We start from the raw sequence: 17,358 nt of genomic DNA on the forward strand, positions 1-17,358 counted from the left end.
GTCACCTTCCTCATATGGCTAATCATACCATAGCCGAAAAGAAAAGAAAGGCTATCCGTGCCTTTCTCCCTTTACGCATTAGTATTCTTCTCCACCTGAAGTTTTCACTTCAACTTTAAGTGCTTCTTCCATCCGAACAAGCACCACATCTTTCCCGATCTTCACAATATTGCGCCAGGGTATGACATAATCGTTCCCGGCAGAAAAGAAGCCGAGAAACTTGCCTGGTCCCGGTACGACGATAGCCTCTACACGACCGTGACGCAGATCGATCTCCAAATCTGAAATTTGCCCAAGCCGTTTCCCATCGAGAATATTTACCACTTCTTTGGTCTGGAAGTCAGAGATTTTTACCATTCTTCCTCACCTTCTTTTCTCCGTTACTTTCAGTATATGAGTCCACCGAGGAATATGTCCGCTTCTTTGCCAAAAAGTAAGGCGATTGAAAACTAACTTTTCCGCTCGTACAAAAAACCCGAACGGTACAAGACCGCCGGGTCGCCTATTTGGTTTCTCCTTACGATTGAACGTGCTTTTGCATATGGGCAATTGCCGCTTTTTCTAATCGAGAGACCTGTGCCTGTGAGATACCGATTTCCTCTGCTACTTCCATTTGCGTTTTTCCTTCGTAAAAGCGCATGGATAATATCATTTTTTCTCGGTCACCTAGCCGCTGCATTCCCTCACGAAGCGCAATTTCTTCTACCCACGTGACATCTTTGTTCTTCTCGTCACTAATCTGATCCATGACGTAAATCGGATCGCCGCCATCCTGATAAATCGGTTCAAACAAAGAAACCGGATCTTGGATCGCATCGAGTGCAAACACAACGTCTTCTTTGGCTACGTTCAATTCCTGAGAAATCTCGATAATGGTAGGCTCTCGCGAATGTTTGTTGGTCAGATTATCACGCACCTGCAAGGCCTTGTACGCGATGTCTCGCAAAGAACGGGAAACGCGAATCGGATTGTTGTCCCGTAAATAGCGTCGAATTTCTCCAATGATCATCGGTACGGCATACGTGGAAAACTTCACATTTTGTCCGAGATCAAAGTTGTCGATCGCTTTCATCAATCCGATGCAGCCCACTTGAAACAAGTCATCCACGAATTCTCCGCGATTGTTGAACCGTTGAATTACGCTAAGCACCAGTCGCAAGTTGCCGTTGACCAGCTTCTCGCGGGCAGCCAGCTCCCCACTTTGCAGGCGCTCAAACAATTCCCGCATCTCTTTGTTTGTCAACACCGGAAGCTTGGAGGTATCTACCCCGCATATCTCTACCTTATTGCGCGTCACGTCTTTCCCTCCTCGAAGCAAGAAAAAAGTCCCTAACCCGGTTGTCTTGAAAGGCCGCGTAACTGACGCGTAGCCGACCAAGAAGGTGGCAAAAACCACCATCTGTTTCGGTTTAGGAACAGTATCCCCCCAAGCTGGGAAAATATGCGTTAGACCATCTTGTTGAATTCTTTTCGCAACCGTTTTATAATTCGCTTTTCCAAACGCGAAATATACGACTGTGAGATTCCTAACAAATCCGCTACATCCTTTTGTGTCTTTTCCTCTTCTCCCGCTAAGCCGAAGCGCAGCTCCATGATAATTCTCTCTCGGTCAGACAGCTTATCCAGTGCTTTTTTCAGAAGCTTTCGATCCACTTGGTCCTCGATGTTTTTATAAATCGTGTCATTCTCCGTACCCAAAACATCTGAGAGCAAGAGCTCATTGCCATCCCAATCAATGTTAAGCGGTTCATCAAAAGATACCTCTGAACGAATTTTATTATTGCGGCGAAGATACATGAGGATTTCATTTTCGATACAACGAGAAGCATACGTTGCCAGCTTGATGTTCTTGTCTGGATCAAAGGTGTTCACAGCCTTGATCAAGCCGATAGTGCCAATGCTGACCAAGTCCTCAATATTAATTCCCGTATTCTCAAACTTGCGGGCGATGTATACGACCAGACGAAGATTGCGTTCAATGAGCATACCGCGAACAGCCGGATCACCAGACGGCAGTCGTCCGAGCAGCAGCTCCTCTTCTTCTCTGGTCAACGGTGGAGGCAATGCTTCACTCCCGCCAATATAATAGACTTCTTCGGCGCGTACACCAAGCCAGAGCAAGATTCGGTACCAGGTCAATTGGAGTTGTAGGCGAAGTTTTACATACATGATTAGCCCTCCTGTTTGAGAATAAAGGTTGTTTCTTCGTGATCAAAAGATGACTTTTTGAACATCCGCTTCATAGGTTTCCATCATGGCTGGGTGCACGATGGCCTGATACTTGCCGTCAGCGGCCAATGGGATCGGGTTTAGCCCGATTAACACCCGTTCTGTTTCAAAACGAATCCCGTCTTGCACGACCATGACATGGTCTGGTTTGATTGCGAGTAAAAAATCCATACCTCTTGACACGCTGCGATACGGGATCAAGCGTACCCGAGACTGCCATTCCAGCGGCAGATGGTCCCAAGATCCGTCCAGCTTCTCCCACACTCCACCGTTTTCATCGGCTTGTCGGAGAAGCGACGGCGGAAGCAAATGTGCGAACATGCGATTCTCCATAATCATGACGGGTATGCGTGTAATTGGCTCGTGGAGCTGGTTTCCAGTATCCACAAGTCCACGGCAAATGGCTTTTTCCCCTGCCACCGTAACGACGACATCGACAAGAAAGGTTTCGATTCTTCGCGGCTCCTGAATCGCGCGGTAGCTCTTTTTCCCGAGAAAAAAGATCAGGATAAAACCGATCAGAACAATCCCCAAGGTTGGCTTGAAACCTACGCCAAACCCATCATTATGCGTGACAACCAGTCCATTTACAATTTCACTCTGCGGTGCCAAAAAATACTGTAGCCCAAGCACTCCCCCTCCGAACACAAATGCGACAAAGTAAAAAATGATTAAGTTTTGCGCAAAGGACAACAACCTCCTGTTCCCAAAAGCAATCCACAGCATAATGACAGAAAAGAGCAGTTTGACCCACCATTGATACATCGGAGAAAATACAGGAAAAAAGAAAAAGATCAGATACGCGGAGCCAAACAGGGACGCAAGTATCATTCTCCACCACACCATGCGCTCTTTGCGAAAATAAGCAGTAAACCAGAGTAACAAGGTATCAATAGCCACATTCAGGAGTAGAATGATATCAAGATACACAACCACTTGCTTTCCTCCTCATCTTTTGACCGACTTGGCAGCAAGCATGTGTCCTAGCAAAAATGGTAAATAGTAGGACGACTTCTATCAGTAAAAGCAGTATATATCAATGTGTATGTAAAGTCTGTCAATTCTTGACGGTGTTTTTTTGGTTTTTTTGTCTAACATTTTTTCATCCAATCAACGAAAAAAAGCCTTGTCCCCACTGACGGGAACAAGGCTTTTGACAGTCGTTTATCGCTTTAGTTTTTGTTGCGGCGGCGATTGCGCAGGAATGCTGGAATATCCAGATTATCCAGGTTGCCCATGGAGAAGAAGGACTTGTCTTCCTCTTCTTCCTTCGCACGGCTGTTATTCGTATTGGAAACTGGTGTCGGACGATTGCCAGGCGTGTTGATCGGCTGTTGTTGACGACGTGGAGCTTCCGCAGCGCGTTGACTATGCTCGAAGCCTGTGGCAATTACGGTCACTACCAATTCATTTTTCAAATCCTCGTTAATTACCGCACCGAAAATCATGTTAACATCTGGGTCCGATGCAGAAGATACGATATCAGCTGCTTCGTTTACTTCGTACAAGCTCAGGTTCGTACCACCTGTGATGTTCATGAGAACACCGCGTGCACCATCAATCGCAGTTTCGAGCAGTGGGCTGGAAATAGCGCGACGAGCTGCTTCAGCCGCACGATTTTCGCCGCTACTTACACCGATACCCATGAGAGCAGAACCGCGCTCAGTCATGATCGTCTTCACGTCAGCGAAGTCCAAGTTGATCAGTCCAGGTACCGCAATCAGGTCGGAAATACCTTGAACCCCTTGTCGCAGTACGTTGTCAACTTCGCGGAACGCTTCGAGCATTGGCGTATTTTTGTCAACGATTTCCAAAAGTCGGTCATTAGGAATCACGATCAGTGTGTCTACTTTTTCTTTCAGAGCAGCAATACCGATCTCACCGTGCTGGGAACGTCTGCGACCCTCGAAGGAGAACGGACGGGTTACTACACCAACGGTAAGAGCACCCATTTCCTTAGCGATCTCTGCAACAACAGGTGCTGCACCTGTACCCGTACCACCACCCATACCGGCAGTTACGAATACCATGTCAGCTCCACGCAGAGCGTTTTCAATCAAATCACGGCTTTCTTCCGCTGCTTTTTTACCGATCTCAGGATTTGCACCTGCTCCAAGTCCACGTGTCAGCTTTTCCCCGATTTGCAGCTTGATATCTGCACTAGAGAGCTGAAGTGCTTGCGCGTCGGTGTTCAAGGTGATGAATTCTACACCCTTCACTCCACCTGCGATCATGCGGTTTACTGCGTTGCTACCTCCGCCCCCGCAACCAATGACTTTAATTCGTGCAAAAGATTCCAAGTCCATATCAAATTCCAGCATATTGCTAGTCCTCCCCAATTCAACATAAGAAAAACTCGTGGCTACAGAAGCCTGTCAACTAAACACAATGGAACGAAACGATGCCCGCCTTCGTCATTGTAGTTAACCTCGGTAAAGCGAACTCCCTTAAATAAATTCGCTAAACCAGTTTTTTACTTTTTCCATCAAACCGCCGCCTTCTTTTGGCTTAGACGAGACGGTTTGCTTCTGAGTGCCCTTGAATGAGGGGGTGACGCGAATGCTGCGGCGCTCCATCAACTGCAAGGCATATTGAATCAAACCTACCCCGGTGGTGTAGGCAGGATCTCGCACTCCGATGTAATCAGGAATCGCAATTCGAACAGGTGCGTCCAATTCTTCTTTTGCCAATTCCAACATGCCCGGCATGGCTACGGTACCACCCGTAAGAACATAGCCCCCTGCAATTTCGTCTCGGTAGCCCAATTTGTATACAGCATCCTCGACTAATTGGAATATTTCCGCAGCGCGCGGCTCGATAATATTGGCCAAATCCACTTGCGTAAATTGTTTTTCGACTTCGCTACCAATCCGGTTCACCTTGAACTTCACATCTTCGGATGCTTCGTCAATAAGGGCACAGCCGTTTTTGGTTTTCACACGATCTGCCACATCTGTATGCGTGCGTAGTCCCAGTGAAATATCGCTCGTAATGTGGTCGCCACCGATGCCGATCACGGTGGTCGCTGCCAGTTTCCCTTGCTCGAATACACCGATCGTGGTAGAACCCGCACCGATGTCGACAAGAACGACACCCATATTTTTGTCATCTTTGGATAGAGCAACAGTGCTAGCCGCAAGCGGTTGCAAGAATATTCCAGCTACACGCAGATTGGTTCGTTGAGCACAGCGAACGATGTTATGTACGACCGTTTTCAACCCGGTCACAATAGTCCCTTCCATTTCCAGTCGGACACCAATCATCCCACGAGGATCCTTAATGCTCCCTTGTCCATCAACGATGTACTCCTTTGGGACTACCTCGATGATTTCACGGTCTGGAGGAATAGCCACAACCTTCGCTGCCTGAATTACGCGTTGAATATCTTCTTCTCGTATCTCACGGTCTTCGCTGGATACAGCGACAACCCCTTGGGTTTCATGCAGATCGATATGGTTTCCAGTGATCCCCACATACACTTCTTCGATTGAAACGCCAACCATGCGCTCCGCATGATCAACCGCTTCTCGGATGGCATGCACGGTTTGGTCGATGTCTACAATCACGCCCTTCTTGATGCCTTCTGAGTGTGATTGTCCGACGCCGATGATGTTGATGGAACCATTGTTGATCTCGCCGATCATGACGCGTACTTTGGATGTTCCAATGTCTAGGCTGACTATGAGTTCATTGCTTACCAAACCTGTGACACCTCCCCTGCTACGTCTTTTTTCTTGCTAAAATGAGAACACCTGCATAAATTATTCCACACAGGACAACCATTCCCTTTTTTTCTTATTGATTTTTTGTAAAAAAATGACCATCTTCCCATTTTCCTTCGCGTTAATCTTGCTGATTGATCCATTTGGATAGAACAATTCTCCTAATGACAGCGAGATTGTTGAACAAGCGGACGCCGAAAGCCACGATCGCAGCCAAATATAGATCAATCCCCAAGAACCCTCCGATGAAGGCCAAGCCTGCTGCAAAAAGTGTGTTGAAAAAGAATCCAGACATGAAAATACGAACGTTAAAAGTACGTTCTAAAAACGAACGAATCCCCCCAAAGATCGTATCCAATCCCGCCAGGAGGGCTATTGATAGATAGCTGCTATACTCCTGGGGCACACGCCAATCCAGCAGGAAGCCGACAACAAGACCGACAATCAGTCCGATAAGCGGGAGCCACATGGTTACGAATCTCCTTTTTCTTTCACAGGTTTCATAAATTGAATGACACGTGTTTCGTTATTCGCTGAAATCATCAGCTTGTCCCGTTTTTCTGCCAGCACCTTTTTATTCGCCAGTTGAAAGTTCTCTTCTACGCCCTCCAGCTTCAATGCGGACAACAATACTTCAGGTTCCCCCAATGCTTTTATCTCATACGGAGCCCTAATCGTCCTGGTATCGATTTGGATGACGTCTCCCACATTGCGGATTGCAGTGGTAGCAATCAGTCGATGGCCATTAATGGAAACAGCTTGTGCTCCGTTTGCAAACAGGATATTTACCAACCAGCGCAAATCTTCATCGTCAATCGTATAGTCTCCTACAACAGGCACAGGCATATGTTCATCCATAGCTGGTTGTTCAGACGTATGGGCATCGACAACATCAATAACGATGCCTTCTCCCTCCATCCCTACCATACCAGCCATTCGGCGAGTCCGTGCCAACTCCTCTTTCATAACGGAGATACTTTCATCTTCACTGAGTGAGGTTTCGTATTGGTAGTACAGCTGATTATACTTTGAAATGTCTGCGAGCAGGTTTTTGTGTTTCTCCAGTTCTTTTTGCAACGTGGTCCGAAGTTCCGCGATGCTGCGAGACTCTTTATGAACAGGATGAAGACTGCTTCGTAATTGCACAGTCAACATCACACCTATGATAGCACTAATAATGGCAAGAATAAATGTGATTTTACGGCTTTTTTGTAACATAGGTAAACGCATCCTTTTATTTAGGAGTGTTTCGTTTTCGCGTCACCAACAAAGGCAGGCAGCTCGACCCGCTCTTTTTTGGCTACGCTTATTTGGACAAAATCTTGCAAGGAGTGCAAAACACCACCCGGCAAGTTCAAAGCACTGTCTAGTGTATCGGGATTTCCAATCGCTGTTACGACAAACGGAGCGGCCGACTTGATGCCGTTTACGATAATCGTTGGTCCAATGCAACGGATCTCGGAATTGCTCACCACTCGCTGTCCGTTAATGCTGATGGCCTCTGCTCCTGCTGCACGCAGTTCATTGACGACCAGGCGCACATCCTGCTCATGCACGATATAGTTCGCGATGTCTGCGCTGTTCGCTGCATTCTGGCTATCCTGCATCGTTATGACAATACCCGGCCCTGCAACAGCGACTACCCCTGCCAGCATCCGCGCTGCATCCAGTTGACTGAGTGTCTCTGCAGCCTCCGATTTACGCTCTGCCATCGCTTCTTCCACTTTTCCCACCTGACGCTGCAAATCGAGCAGTTGATTTTCCAGATGCCGATTTTGCTCCTTCTCAGCCAAAATTCGGTCATTTAATTGCGTTTCCTGTTGGAACAGCTGATCATTCATCCGTTCTTTGCGCGTAAGCTTGTTCGTTTCGAAGGAAGTGGCCACTAGAAAGCCGGTAGATAACGTCACGATGGTTAAATACAAATGAAATTTGCGACGACGACTCATTGTCTACTTTCCCCTTTTTCATTTACTGCTGTGGTTGCTCTTGCCCTTCCTGTATAGGAATAGCCCCTTGAGCACCGTACGGAATAAACCACGGCTGCTCAAACAAAGAGAGCACCCCTTTTGTATTTGACGGCAATTCTTTCACGATCGTCGGGTACCAGTTCATCATCTTGTCGAGCTTGTAGATGACGCTTCTTACTTCATTCCCGTCTCGCATGTACAGCGTGACGCGTTGCTTGTCGTAAACCGTTGGTGTCAGCGTAATATCCGAAATTTCCGCGAGTACATCTGGCGATAATTTCGATAGCGACTTCGCAAGATGGGGAAGGAGCTCAGGTGAAGCCCACGAGCTAATCAATGGCCTGTCCACTACGCGCTTGGCGAAATTAACCTGTTTGAGCACATAGCCATTGTCCAGTAAGGCATAACGGCTTCCGTCCTGCCCACTCCAAAAAGCGACGCGCTTTTGTTCGGTTATATGTAGCGTGATCAACCCAGGGAAAGAGCGGCTCACCGTCACATCTTTAATGGCCTCTAATGGTTTCATGTTAGTTCGTACACTGTTCTCCCATACGTTTAGAAACTGCATGTCCTTTTTTAAGCCAGATTGTGTAATGATTTGCTCCGTCGTATAAATATCATTACCAATCACTCGAATCTCTTGCACCTTACTGTAAGGGGAACGGATAAAAACGATGATGAGAATGGTAAGAAAAAATAGTACCAGTAGAATGACCAGCTTGCGGTTGCCCCTTCTTCTGGGGCGTTGTTGCTTAACTTGCGGAATGCGTTCCTCATATACCGCCATGGCCGTACCCTTCCTCATGTTTTTTAGGCTCATTGCCCAGAGCAAAGTAAATTACTGGATGTCTTTCGAATAAATGTCATTAAACAAAACAGGGAAAGCGGCATAACATTATGCCGCCCACTCTCCCTCGGTTAAATCGATACGCGTGATATATCGGCTCCTAATTGAAGCAACTGCTCTTCCAGCCGATCGTATCCGCGATCGATATGATGGATCTGGTTCACCGTGGTAATACCTTCTGCAGCAAGCCCTGCGAGGACTAAGGCAGCACCTGCTCGAAGATCGGTAGCTTCGACATTCGTAGCGGTCAATTTGTTGACACCCCGAATGATTGCGGAGCCAAGATCTACGTATATAGAGGCGCCCATTCGCGCCAATTCATTCACATGTTTGAATCTTCCTTCAAAAATGGTTTCTTTGATGACACTCGTTCCCCTAGCCTGTGACAGAAACACCATCAGCTGCGCCTGCAAATCGGTTGGAAACCCTGGATATGGCGAGGTGATGATCCGGTCGTAGGCACGTGGACGGGAGGTGCTTTTGATTTCCATTATATCATGGCGGGTCTTGATTTCAACACCGCAGCTACGGGCGACCTCAATCAATGCCATCAATTGCTCAGGCAGTGTATTGGTCAATTCGATATGTCCCTGTGAAATACCGACAGCCAGCAGATAGGTCCCTGTCACAATCCTGTCCGGTATGATCCGGTAACTGACGGAACGCAAGCGAGGTACACCACTGATCTCAATCGTATCGGTGCCTGCCCCTCTGATCCGCGCGCCCATTGCATTCAGGAAATTTTGGAGGTCGATGATTTCCGGTTCTCGTGCTGCATTACAAATTCGGGTCGTGCCTTTTGCCAGCACAGCCGCCATCATGATATTTTCCGTCGCGCCCACACTAGGGAAGGAAAGAAAGATATTGGACCCACGCAATTGTTTGGCCCGAAATGTAATGTAGCCTTCCGATTCTTCGATCTTGGCTCCTAGCGCAGTCAATCCAGCCAAGTGTAAGTCAATCCTGCGCTCTCCAATGTCACATCCACCTGGCCTGGAAATCGTGACCTCACCCAGACGTGCCAGGAGTGGTCCCGCCAAAAAAATCGAAGATCGCATTTGGCTCATTAAATCATCCGGCACCTGCGGGACACAGACAGATGTTGTATCCAGATCGACACATCCGTCCTCATGCTTCGTATTCGCCCCAAGCAGCGTCAAGATTTCGAGCATGACTTTAATGTCTTTTAGATGGGGGACGTCATAGATATAGAATTGCCCTTCCGCGAGCACAGCAGCGGCAAGAATGGGAAGAGCAGCGTTCTTAGCACCTTGGATCCGAAGCGAACCGGACAGAGGTCTTCCGCCTTCGATCGCAAAAGTCTCCAAACTTTCACCTCCGTGTTACCCCTCGCCCACCACCAGGACTTCCGGATGCAGGTCAATCCCATTTTTCTCGAGAATGGTGCTCCGCACGTGATCAATCAAGGTGAGGACGTCGGCAGCCGTTGCACCTCCGCAATTCACGATGAAGTTGGAGTGTTTTTCTGAAACCTGAGCTCCTCCGACCCGATAGCCCTTCAGCCCAGCCGCCTCAATCAGGCGACCTGCGTGGTCATTTGGCGGATTTCGGAACACGCTGCCGGCACACGGCATCTGCAGTGGCTGCGTATTGCGCCGTCGTTCCTTATTGGCAGCGAGCGTGGCCGCAATCTCCTTGCGGTCGCCCTTCCTCAATTGAAAACGGGCTTCTAACACGATCCCTTTTTGCTTTTGCAAAAGAGACGTCCGATAACTAAAGCTCAGTTCCTCGTTACTCAACACTTTACTTTCGCCGTTGTCGAAAAGGATCTCGGCATCAATAAGAATACGTGAAAGATCAGATCCGTGTGCCCCCGCATTCATATAGACGGCGCCGCCTACCGTACCAGGAATCCCTCCTGCAAACTCCATACCTGTTAATCCCATCTTGCCTGTCTCCACCGCCAGGCGGATCATGGAATATCCGGCACCCACACACACCTCTTCGCCCCTGAACTCACAGTGGCTTAAGCCCTCGGCCACTTTAAGCACGGCTCCACGTATCCCTCTGTCCCTCACCAGAAGGTTTGAGCCGCGCCCGATTACACTCCAAGGAATTTCATGACGATGGATGATCTGCAAGGCTTTTTGCAAGGATGCTTTATCCTTTGGTTGGATTAACAAATCAGCAGGACCCCCGATCCGCCACGTTGTATGATTAGCAAGGGGTTCATCGGTCCACACTTTTTCGATTCCTGCTTGCATGAGTTCATCTGCGATCTTTTTCATTTGTGAACCTCCTGATACGTTTGCTAGGTCGGACCTAGTCTTCTCACGTGTTTGCTCCATACTATGCGTTCGCCCAGATCGGCGTGACAATCGCCCATCCGATCATTTTTTTCGTGTAATCGCCTCTAATTGACGGACAATCTCCGTAGCTGCTTGCGGCATCCCCAAGGAAAGAGCACTGTTTTTCATTTCTTCCCATTTCGCTGGATTGGCAAGGATATTTTCCAAGGAAAGTAGCAAGCTCTCTCCGGTAAGCTCCCGCTCTACGATAACATGAGCTGCCCCTGCGCGCTCCAATCCCCTTGCATTTTTCTCTTGATGATTGTTCGTGACATACGGGGACGGAATCAAGATCGAAGGCACACCTAGTGCCGTTATTTCAGCCAAGGTAGATGCCCCTGCACGACCAACCAATACATGCGTCGCCGCCAAAACATCCGGCATATTATGGACGAAAGGAAGCACAGAAATGTTACTTGGAAGTGTTCCCAGTTCACGAAGCTGTGCCGAAATCGTTTCAAAATGAACGTCGCCCGTCACATATACAAAATGAGTATCGGCATATTTGCCCAACTGCGTAACAACTGAAAGCACCGCCTCATTTATTGCGCGCGCTCCCCTACTACCGCCAAAGATCAGCACGATTTTTTTGTTGTTGTCCACGCCCAAAAAGCTACGACCCGCCTCTGCATTACCGTGCATAACTTCCGTTGCACGCGGATTTCCGGTCAGTACCGTTTTGGACGAGGGAAAATGGGCAAGCGATTCTTTGAACGAAACGGCCACCCGAGTAGCTGAACGAGAAAGAAACTTGTTGGTCAAGCCTGGCACTACGTTTTGCTCATGGATGAGAGTCGGAATCCCCAATCGCGAAGCTGCATATACGACTGGACCACATACGTAGCCACCCGTCCCAATTACGACATCCGGTTTGAATTCGCGCAGCATTTTCTTCGCATCGCCAACTGCCCGGACGAATTTCCACAAGGTCTTCAGGTTGTCCAACGACAGCTTGCGTTTCAACCCGCTAATTTCCACGGATTGGAAAGGTATATTTGATCTCGGAACCAAACCTGCTTCCAAGCCTTTTTTACTACCAATATACAAAAAGGCAGCCTGCGGATTTTGGCGGGAAACTTCCCTCGCCACCGCAAGCGCCGGATAAATATGTCCACCTGTGCCACCGCCTGTTAAGACGACACGCATACGATCACACCCTTTTTTGAGAAGGAGTAGCAATAGACTGATTACTTGCTGATTGCGTACTCCCCGTTGAGGTTTCTATTATCGAGAAAAACGAGAGATGTTCAATAAGACACCTACACCAGTGAGCATCAGTGTCAATGATGAACCACCGTAGCTTAAGAACGGCAACGTGATCCCTGTCACCGGAAACATCCCTGTCACAACACCAATATTGATGACCACCTGGATGGCAATCATGCCAATGATCCCTAGTGCAAGCAAGCTTCCGAACAAATCTGGAGCCGTAATCGCCGTTCGCATTCCCCTCCACAACAAGAGGAGGAAAAGCAGGAGAATGAGCGTGCCTCCGATAAAGCCAAGCTCCTCCGCGACAATCGAGAAAATAAAATCATTGTAAGGCTCAGGTAAGTACAAATGCTTCTGTCTGCTTTGCCCTAGACCAAGACCCAACAAACCGCCGGGACCGATCGCGTAAAGGGATTGGATGATTTGATAGCCGGTATTGAGCGGGTCAGACCACGGATCGAGGAAGGACGTAATCCTTTTGATTCGGTAAGGGGCTGACAAAACTAAGCCGATGAAGCCAACAACTCCGATCATTCCCAGTCCGACAAAATGACTGATCCGCGCACCTGAAGCAAAAATCATGACAACTGCTGTTCCCATCAAAACCGTCCCTGTGCCCAAATCCGGTTGCAGCATGATCAAGCCAAAACACAGAACCGGGATTCCCAAGGCAGGCATAAGACCTTTTCGGAACAACACAATTTGCTTCTGATTATCGGAGAGCCATCTGGCCAGGAATGCAACGACACCTAGCTTCGCAAATTCACCTGGTTGAATTCCAAAGGCTCCAAAACCAAGCCAGCTTTTCGAACCATTTACTTCAATCCCGATGATCAGAACCAAAATCAACAAACCGATGCTCACCAAATACCCTGGCTTGGCCCATTGCTTCCACACCCAGTAGTCGATATTCATCGTAATGTACATGGATGTAATCCCTAACAGAGCGAAGATCAGTTGCCGCTTGGCGAAAAAATACGGATCGGAAAACGGCGGCTTTTGCGCCACGATCGCGCTGGCGCTGTACACCATCACGATGCCAATTCCCAATAAAAAAAGTGTTGCAAAAATAATTACGAAGTCGGGGGCAGAGCGTACCTTGCTCATTGTGCCAGGTCATCCTTTCTCATGCCGTCCCGCTTTTGTCATATTCTTGATGGTACAGTGGGACGTTATGCTAGGCTTGTTTTAAGTCTATGCACGCCGTCCTTAAACATGCTCCCCCTTGTCTCAAACGAAGGAAACATGTCCCAACTCGCACAAGCAGGGCTCAGTAAGACCACATCACCTGATTCGGCCAACTGGGAAGCAGCAAGAACGGCTTTTTCCACAGTATCGACATGGATACGCTCATTAATCCCTGCTTCCTGAGCACGTTCCAATAAAATCGGAGCCGTTTGCCCGAGAGCGATAACTGCTTTTACCCGACCTTGGATCACAGGCAGCAGTTCGCGAAAATCAACACCACGATCCAGCCCGCCGCAAATCCATACGACCGGCTCCTTACATGCTTGCAAGGCACGCGATGCCGCTTCCGGGTTGGTTGCTTTTGAATCATTGAAGTATTTGACACCGCGAATCGAATCCACGAACTCCATCCGGTGCTCTACCCCTGGGAAGGTAGTAAGAACTTGTATAATCGATTGCTTGTCCGCGCCTGCGAGCTTCGCAACAAGAATTGCTGCCAGAGCGTTGTCCAGATGAGGAACGGTAATGTCCGCTATCGCAACGATTGGCTCTGTATTCCCATTCCCATCCGCAAACAGGATCAAACCATCCTTGACAAAAGCTCCCTTTGGCACCTCTTGACTCTTGCTAAAGTAGTAGATGGCTGCTGGGAGGTCTTTGCATTTTTCTACGATCTCTGGTTGGTCATATGGCAAAATAGCTGCGTCATCTGCCGTTTGGTTGGCAAACATTTTTAGTTTGGCTGCCAAATACTCTTCCATGGTGTGATGGTAATCGAGATGTGCAGGATACAGATTGAGCAAAACACCGATATGCGGGCGGAATTCCCTCGTCCCCATCAGTTGGAAGCTACTCAATTCGGCAACGAGCCATTCGTCAGGACCAGCTTCCTCCGCCAGGCCGCACAACACGGTACCAATGTTGCCTCCTACCTTCGCATCCAGACCCGCTTCTTTGAAAATCAGTCCGACGAGCGTAGTGGTCGTAGTCTTGCCATTGGAGCCTGTAATGCCGATAATCGGTGCCTTGGCAATCTGGGAGGCCAGCTCCACCTCCGTCACAACAGGAATGCCTAGTGCCTGCGCCTGCTTGACGGGTGCTGCTTCATACGGAATCCCCGGATTTTTGACCACAAGGGATACACCTTCATGAATTAGATCATCTGGGTGATAGCCGCAAATGACCGGAATCCCCAATGATTCCAGCTCTTCTATCCCCACCGCTTCTTCACGTGGCTTTTTATCATTTACGACGACATGAGCACCAAAGCGGTGTAGCAGTTTTGCCACTGCGACACCGCTCTTTGCCATACCAATAACGACGACATGCTTATCTTGAAAACGCATCATCTGATTGTCACCACCTCAAGGTATACACCCAATCCAGCAAAGAACATACCGACGAGCCAGAACGTGACAACCACGCGCCACTCTGACCAGCCTGTTAATTCAAAATGATGATGCAGGGGACTCATACGGAAAATACGCTTTCCACGTGTCTTAAAGGAGACTACCTGCATAATTACAGAGAGCGTCTCGACAACAAATACCCCACCGATAATAGCCAAGAGCAATTCCGTCTTGGTCATGATTGCAATTCCCGCAAGTGCTCCACCCAGTCCGAGTGAACCGGTATCACCCATGAACACGCGTGCCGGATGTGCATTGAAGACGAGGAAGCCAAGTACCGCACCGACAACAGCCGCACTAAAAATAGCGGTGTCATAATCTTGACCAAACCATGCGATGATCGCATAAGCACCAAAAGCAATTGCTCCCGTCCCTGCCAATAGTCCATCCAATCCATCTGTGATGTTAACGGCATTCGTTGTACCTACCAACAGGAACAACAGGAATGGGAAGTAAAAATAGCCAAGCTCGAGCTTCCACGGTGTACCTGGCAGATGGATGGACGTGTCATGCCCCATCATGAGCAGCAAAATATAAGCGCCGATTGCCAAGACAATCTGACCAGCAAACTTCTGTTTGGCGGTCAACCCGAGGTTGCGTTTTTTCTTGATTTTGATGAAATCATCCAGAAACCCGATTAAACCGTATCCGAGAGTCACCAATAACAGGAAGTAAATTTCCATTTTCGCATTGGCAAACTTCAACACGGTAAATATGAGTGCCAAAAGAATGATGGTGCCTCCCATCGTGGGAGTTCCAGCCTTCTTAAAATGGGATTGCGGTCCTTCCTCACGAATTGCCTGCCCAAATTTCAGGCGGCGAAGGAAGGGAATAAACAATGGGCCAATGAGTACAGCGATGAGAAACGCAGCGACGATCGTGACGATTAGGACGTTGTCAACGAACATGCCCGAGCCCCCTTTCTTTCGATGCAGTGTGTGGCATCTGTTCTATTCTTGGTTGTACCGGGCAATCGCTTCGCGCGCAACTTCACGGTCATCGAAGGGCAACACCTGGTCTTTCATAATTTGATACGTTTCGTGTCCTTTTCCGGCGATCAAGATCACATCGTCCGGCTTTGCAAGCGAAACGGCATGTGCAATTGCTTCGCGTCGGTCTGTCAGTGCTGTATAACGATCAGCTGCCACTTCCGACAAGCCAGCCAGCATGTCATCGAGAATCGCCTGCGGCTCCTCTGAACGCGGATTATCTGATGTTAAGACGGTCAGATCAGCATATTTCGTTGCAATTTGCGCCATGATTGGGCGTTTGGTTCGATCTCTGTCGCCTCCGCAACCAACAATGCAAAATACGTTGCCACGGGCAAATTCATTGACGGTCATTAATGCATTTTCCAAGCTGTCTGGTGTATGGGAGTAGTCGACGAGTACTGCAAACGGCTGACCAGCATCTACTGCTTCAAATCGCCCATTTACGCCCGCTACCTCTTCCAGGCTCGCTTTGATCTCTTCTAGTGGAATCCCTTCTGCGAGTGTAACCGCGATGGCTGCCAAAGCGTTATACACATTGAACTTTCCCATCAGCTTCAGGTTCAGACGCGCACTACCAGCGAAGCTTTCGACTGTAAAAGAAGTTCCTTTACTGGTGATTTCGATTTGTTTTGCCCTTACATCTGCTGGTTGATCAATGCCGTATGTAATGACTCGCGCCGGTGTAACGGTAGCATATAATTCGGACGCCTCGTCATCCGCATTCAGTACAGCCGTTTTTAAACGGTCTGTGTCATAGCTGTTGCCCAGCTGGGAAAACAACAATGATTTGGCGTAGCGATAGTTTTCCATCGTTTTATGATAGTCGAGGTGATCCTGCGTCAGGTTGGTGAAAACCGCTGTATGAATTTCACAACCGCGGACTCTTCCCAGCTCCAGTGCATGAGAGGAAACCTCGATAATCGCATAGTCTGTGTTTACATCGCACATACGGCGAAAGCTTCTTTGCAAATCTATGGCATCCGGAGTCGTATTCTTGACTTCCTCCGTTACGTCTCCAATTCTCATATGGATCGTTCCGATTAAGCCTGTTTGCTTGCTTTGATCGCACAAAATTTTGTCGATCAGATGCGTAGTGGTCGTCTTGCCATTTGTCCCCGTTACGCCAATGACTTTTACTTCTTTCGTAGGAGATCCGAAAATACGATCAGCCAGCATAGCCATTGCCCGCCGGGTATCCGGTACTTTGACAATAGTCGCTGGCACGTCCAGATCTTGTTCGGATAACACGGCAACGGCACCATCCTTCACCGCCTGGGCCGCGAACGTATGTCCATCCACGGTATATCCAGTCAGACAGACAAACAAGTAGCCGGGCTTTACCTGGCGCGAGTCTGCTGTCAAACCCGTAATCTCCATGCTGTCATCCCCCGAAACCGTTACTGGCAACAAAGGCATGAGCAGATCCCGTAGAAACATGAAACAGGCACCCCATTCTCCAACTAGTATAGACAGAAATTTG

The 17,358-nt window shown here is 48.5% G+C and carries 17 protein-coding genes; all 17 read right to left on the minus strand.

Annotated features, from left to right (window positions below; all coding sequences use genetic code 11):
* Positions 1 to 78: 78 nt before the first annotated feature.
* A complete protein-coding gene (locus tag HPY27_RS03595; RefSeq protein WP_017249551.1) occupies positions 79 to 357 on the minus strand; it encodes a YlmC/YmxH family sporulation protein in 279 nt (92 codons plus the stop codon).
* 160 nt (positions 358 to 517) lie between these two features.
* Entirely contained in the window at positions 518 to 1,297 is a 780-nt protein-coding gene (gene sigG, locus HPY27_RS03600) for an RNA polymerase sporulation sigma factor SigG (protein WP_007717728.1), read from the minus strand.
* 149 nt (positions 1,298 to 1,446) lie between these two features.
* A complete protein-coding gene (sigE, locus tag HPY27_RS03605; RefSeq protein ID WP_007717727.1) occupies positions 1,447 to 2,169 on the minus strand; it encodes an RNA polymerase sporulation sigma factor SigE in 723 nt (240 codons plus the stop codon).
* A 42-nt stretch (positions 2,170 to 2,211) separates the two neighbouring features.
* The gene (spoIIGA, locus tag HPY27_RS03610; RefSeq protein WP_174224361.1) at positions 2,212 to 3,165 is read right to left on the minus strand and encodes a sigma-E processing peptidase SpoIIGA; all 954 of its coding nucleotides are present in this window, start codon (positions 3,163 to 3,165) and stop codon (positions 2,212 to 2,214) included.
* A 236-nt stretch (positions 3,166 to 3,401) separates the two neighbouring features.
* Positions 3,402 to 4,550 (minus strand): cell division protein FtsZ, encoded by a 1,149-nt coding sequence (gene ftsZ, locus HPY27_RS03615; RefSeq protein WP_015892088.1) that lies wholly within the window; start codon positions 4,548 to 4,550, stop codon positions 3,402 to 3,404.
* A 126-nt stretch (positions 4,551 to 4,676) separates the two neighbouring features.
* Entirely contained in the window at positions 4,677 to 5,930 is a 1,254-nt protein-coding gene (gene ftsA, locus HPY27_RS03620; protein WP_015892089.1) for a cell division protein FtsA, read from the minus strand.
* Positions 5,931 to 6,072: 142 nt separating this feature from the next.
* Entirely contained in the window at positions 6,073 to 6,420 is a 348-nt protein-coding gene (locus HPY27_RS03625) for a small basic family protein (RefSeq protein ID WP_017249553.1), read from the minus strand.
* Positions 6,421 to 6,422: 2 nt separating this feature from the next.
* On the minus strand, positions 6,423 to 7,169 hold the full coding sequence (locus HPY27_RS03630) for a DUF881 domain-containing protein (protein WP_017249554.1): 747 nt from the start codon (positions 7,167 to 7,169) through the stop codon (positions 6,423 to 6,425).
* Positions 7,170 to 7,189: 20 nt separating this feature from the next.
* A complete protein-coding gene (locus HPY27_RS03635) occupies positions 7,190 to 7,900 on the minus strand; it encodes a DUF881 domain-containing protein (protein ID WP_017249555.1) in 711 nt (236 codons plus the stop codon).
* A 22-nt stretch (positions 7,901 to 7,922) separates the two neighbouring features.
* Positions 7,923 to 8,708 (minus strand): cell division protein FtsQ/DivIB, encoded by a 786-nt coding sequence (locus HPY27_RS03640; RefSeq protein WP_069849618.1) that lies wholly within the window; start codon positions 8,706 to 8,708, stop codon positions 7,923 to 7,925.
* A gap of 131 nt (positions 8,709 to 8,839) precedes the next feature.
* Complete coding sequence (murA, locus tag HPY27_RS03645; protein WP_017249557.1) at positions 8,840 to 10,096, minus strand: UDP-N-acetylglucosamine 1-carboxyvinyltransferase; 1,257 nt, start codon at positions 10,094 to 10,096, stop codon at positions 8,840 to 8,842.
* Between the two features lie 15 nt (positions 10,097 to 10,111).
* Entirely contained in the window at positions 10,112 to 11,017 is a 906-nt protein-coding gene (murB, locus tag HPY27_RS03650; protein WP_017249558.1) for a UDP-N-acetylmuramate dehydrogenase, read from the minus strand.
* Positions 11,018 to 11,119: 102 nt separating this feature from the next.
* A complete protein-coding gene (gene murG / locus HPY27_RS03655) occupies positions 11,120 to 12,223 on the minus strand; it encodes an undecaprenyldiphospho-muramoylpentapeptide beta-N-acetylglucosaminyltransferase (RefSeq protein WP_174224362.1) in 1,104 nt (367 codons plus the stop codon).
* A 78-nt stretch (positions 12,224 to 12,301) separates the two neighbouring features.
* The gene (gene spoVE, locus HPY27_RS03660; RefSeq protein WP_017249560.1) at positions 12,302 to 13,396 is read right to left on the minus strand and encodes a stage V sporulation protein E; all 1,095 of its coding nucleotides are present in this window, start codon (positions 13,394 to 13,396) and stop codon (positions 12,302 to 12,304) included.
* 65 nt (positions 13,397 to 13,461) lie between these two features.
* Positions 13,462 to 14,826, minus strand: a complete 1,365-nt coding sequence (murD, locus tag HPY27_RS03665) for a UDP-N-acetylmuramoyl-L-alanine--D-glutamate ligase (RefSeq protein WP_017249561.1) — start codon at positions 14,824 to 14,826, stop codon at positions 13,462 to 13,464.
* Positions 14,823 to 15,794: a phospho-N-acetylmuramoyl-pentapeptide-transferase gene (gene mraY / locus HPY27_RS03670; protein ID WP_015892099.1), complete on the minus strand. Its 972-nt coding sequence runs from the start codon at positions 15,792 to 15,794 to the stop codon at positions 14,823 to 14,825. Before mraY ends, murD begins: the two co-directional genes overlap by 4 nt.
* 42 nt (positions 15,795 to 15,836) lie before the next feature.
* Positions 15,837 to 17,315, minus strand: coding sequence for a UDP-N-acetylmuramoyl-L-alanyl-D-glutamate--2,6-diaminopimelate ligase (locus HPY27_RS03675; RefSeq protein ID WP_174224363.1), 1,479 nt, complete (start codon positions 17,313 to 17,315; stop codon positions 15,837 to 15,839).
* Positions 17,316 to 17,358 lie beyond the last annotated feature (43 nt).

The sequence above is a fragment of the Brevibacillus sp. HB1.1 genome (assembly GCF_013332445.1).
Classification (GTDB): domain Bacteria; phylum Bacillota; class Bacilli; order Brevibacillales; family Brevibacillaceae; genus Brevibacillus; species Brevibacillus porteri.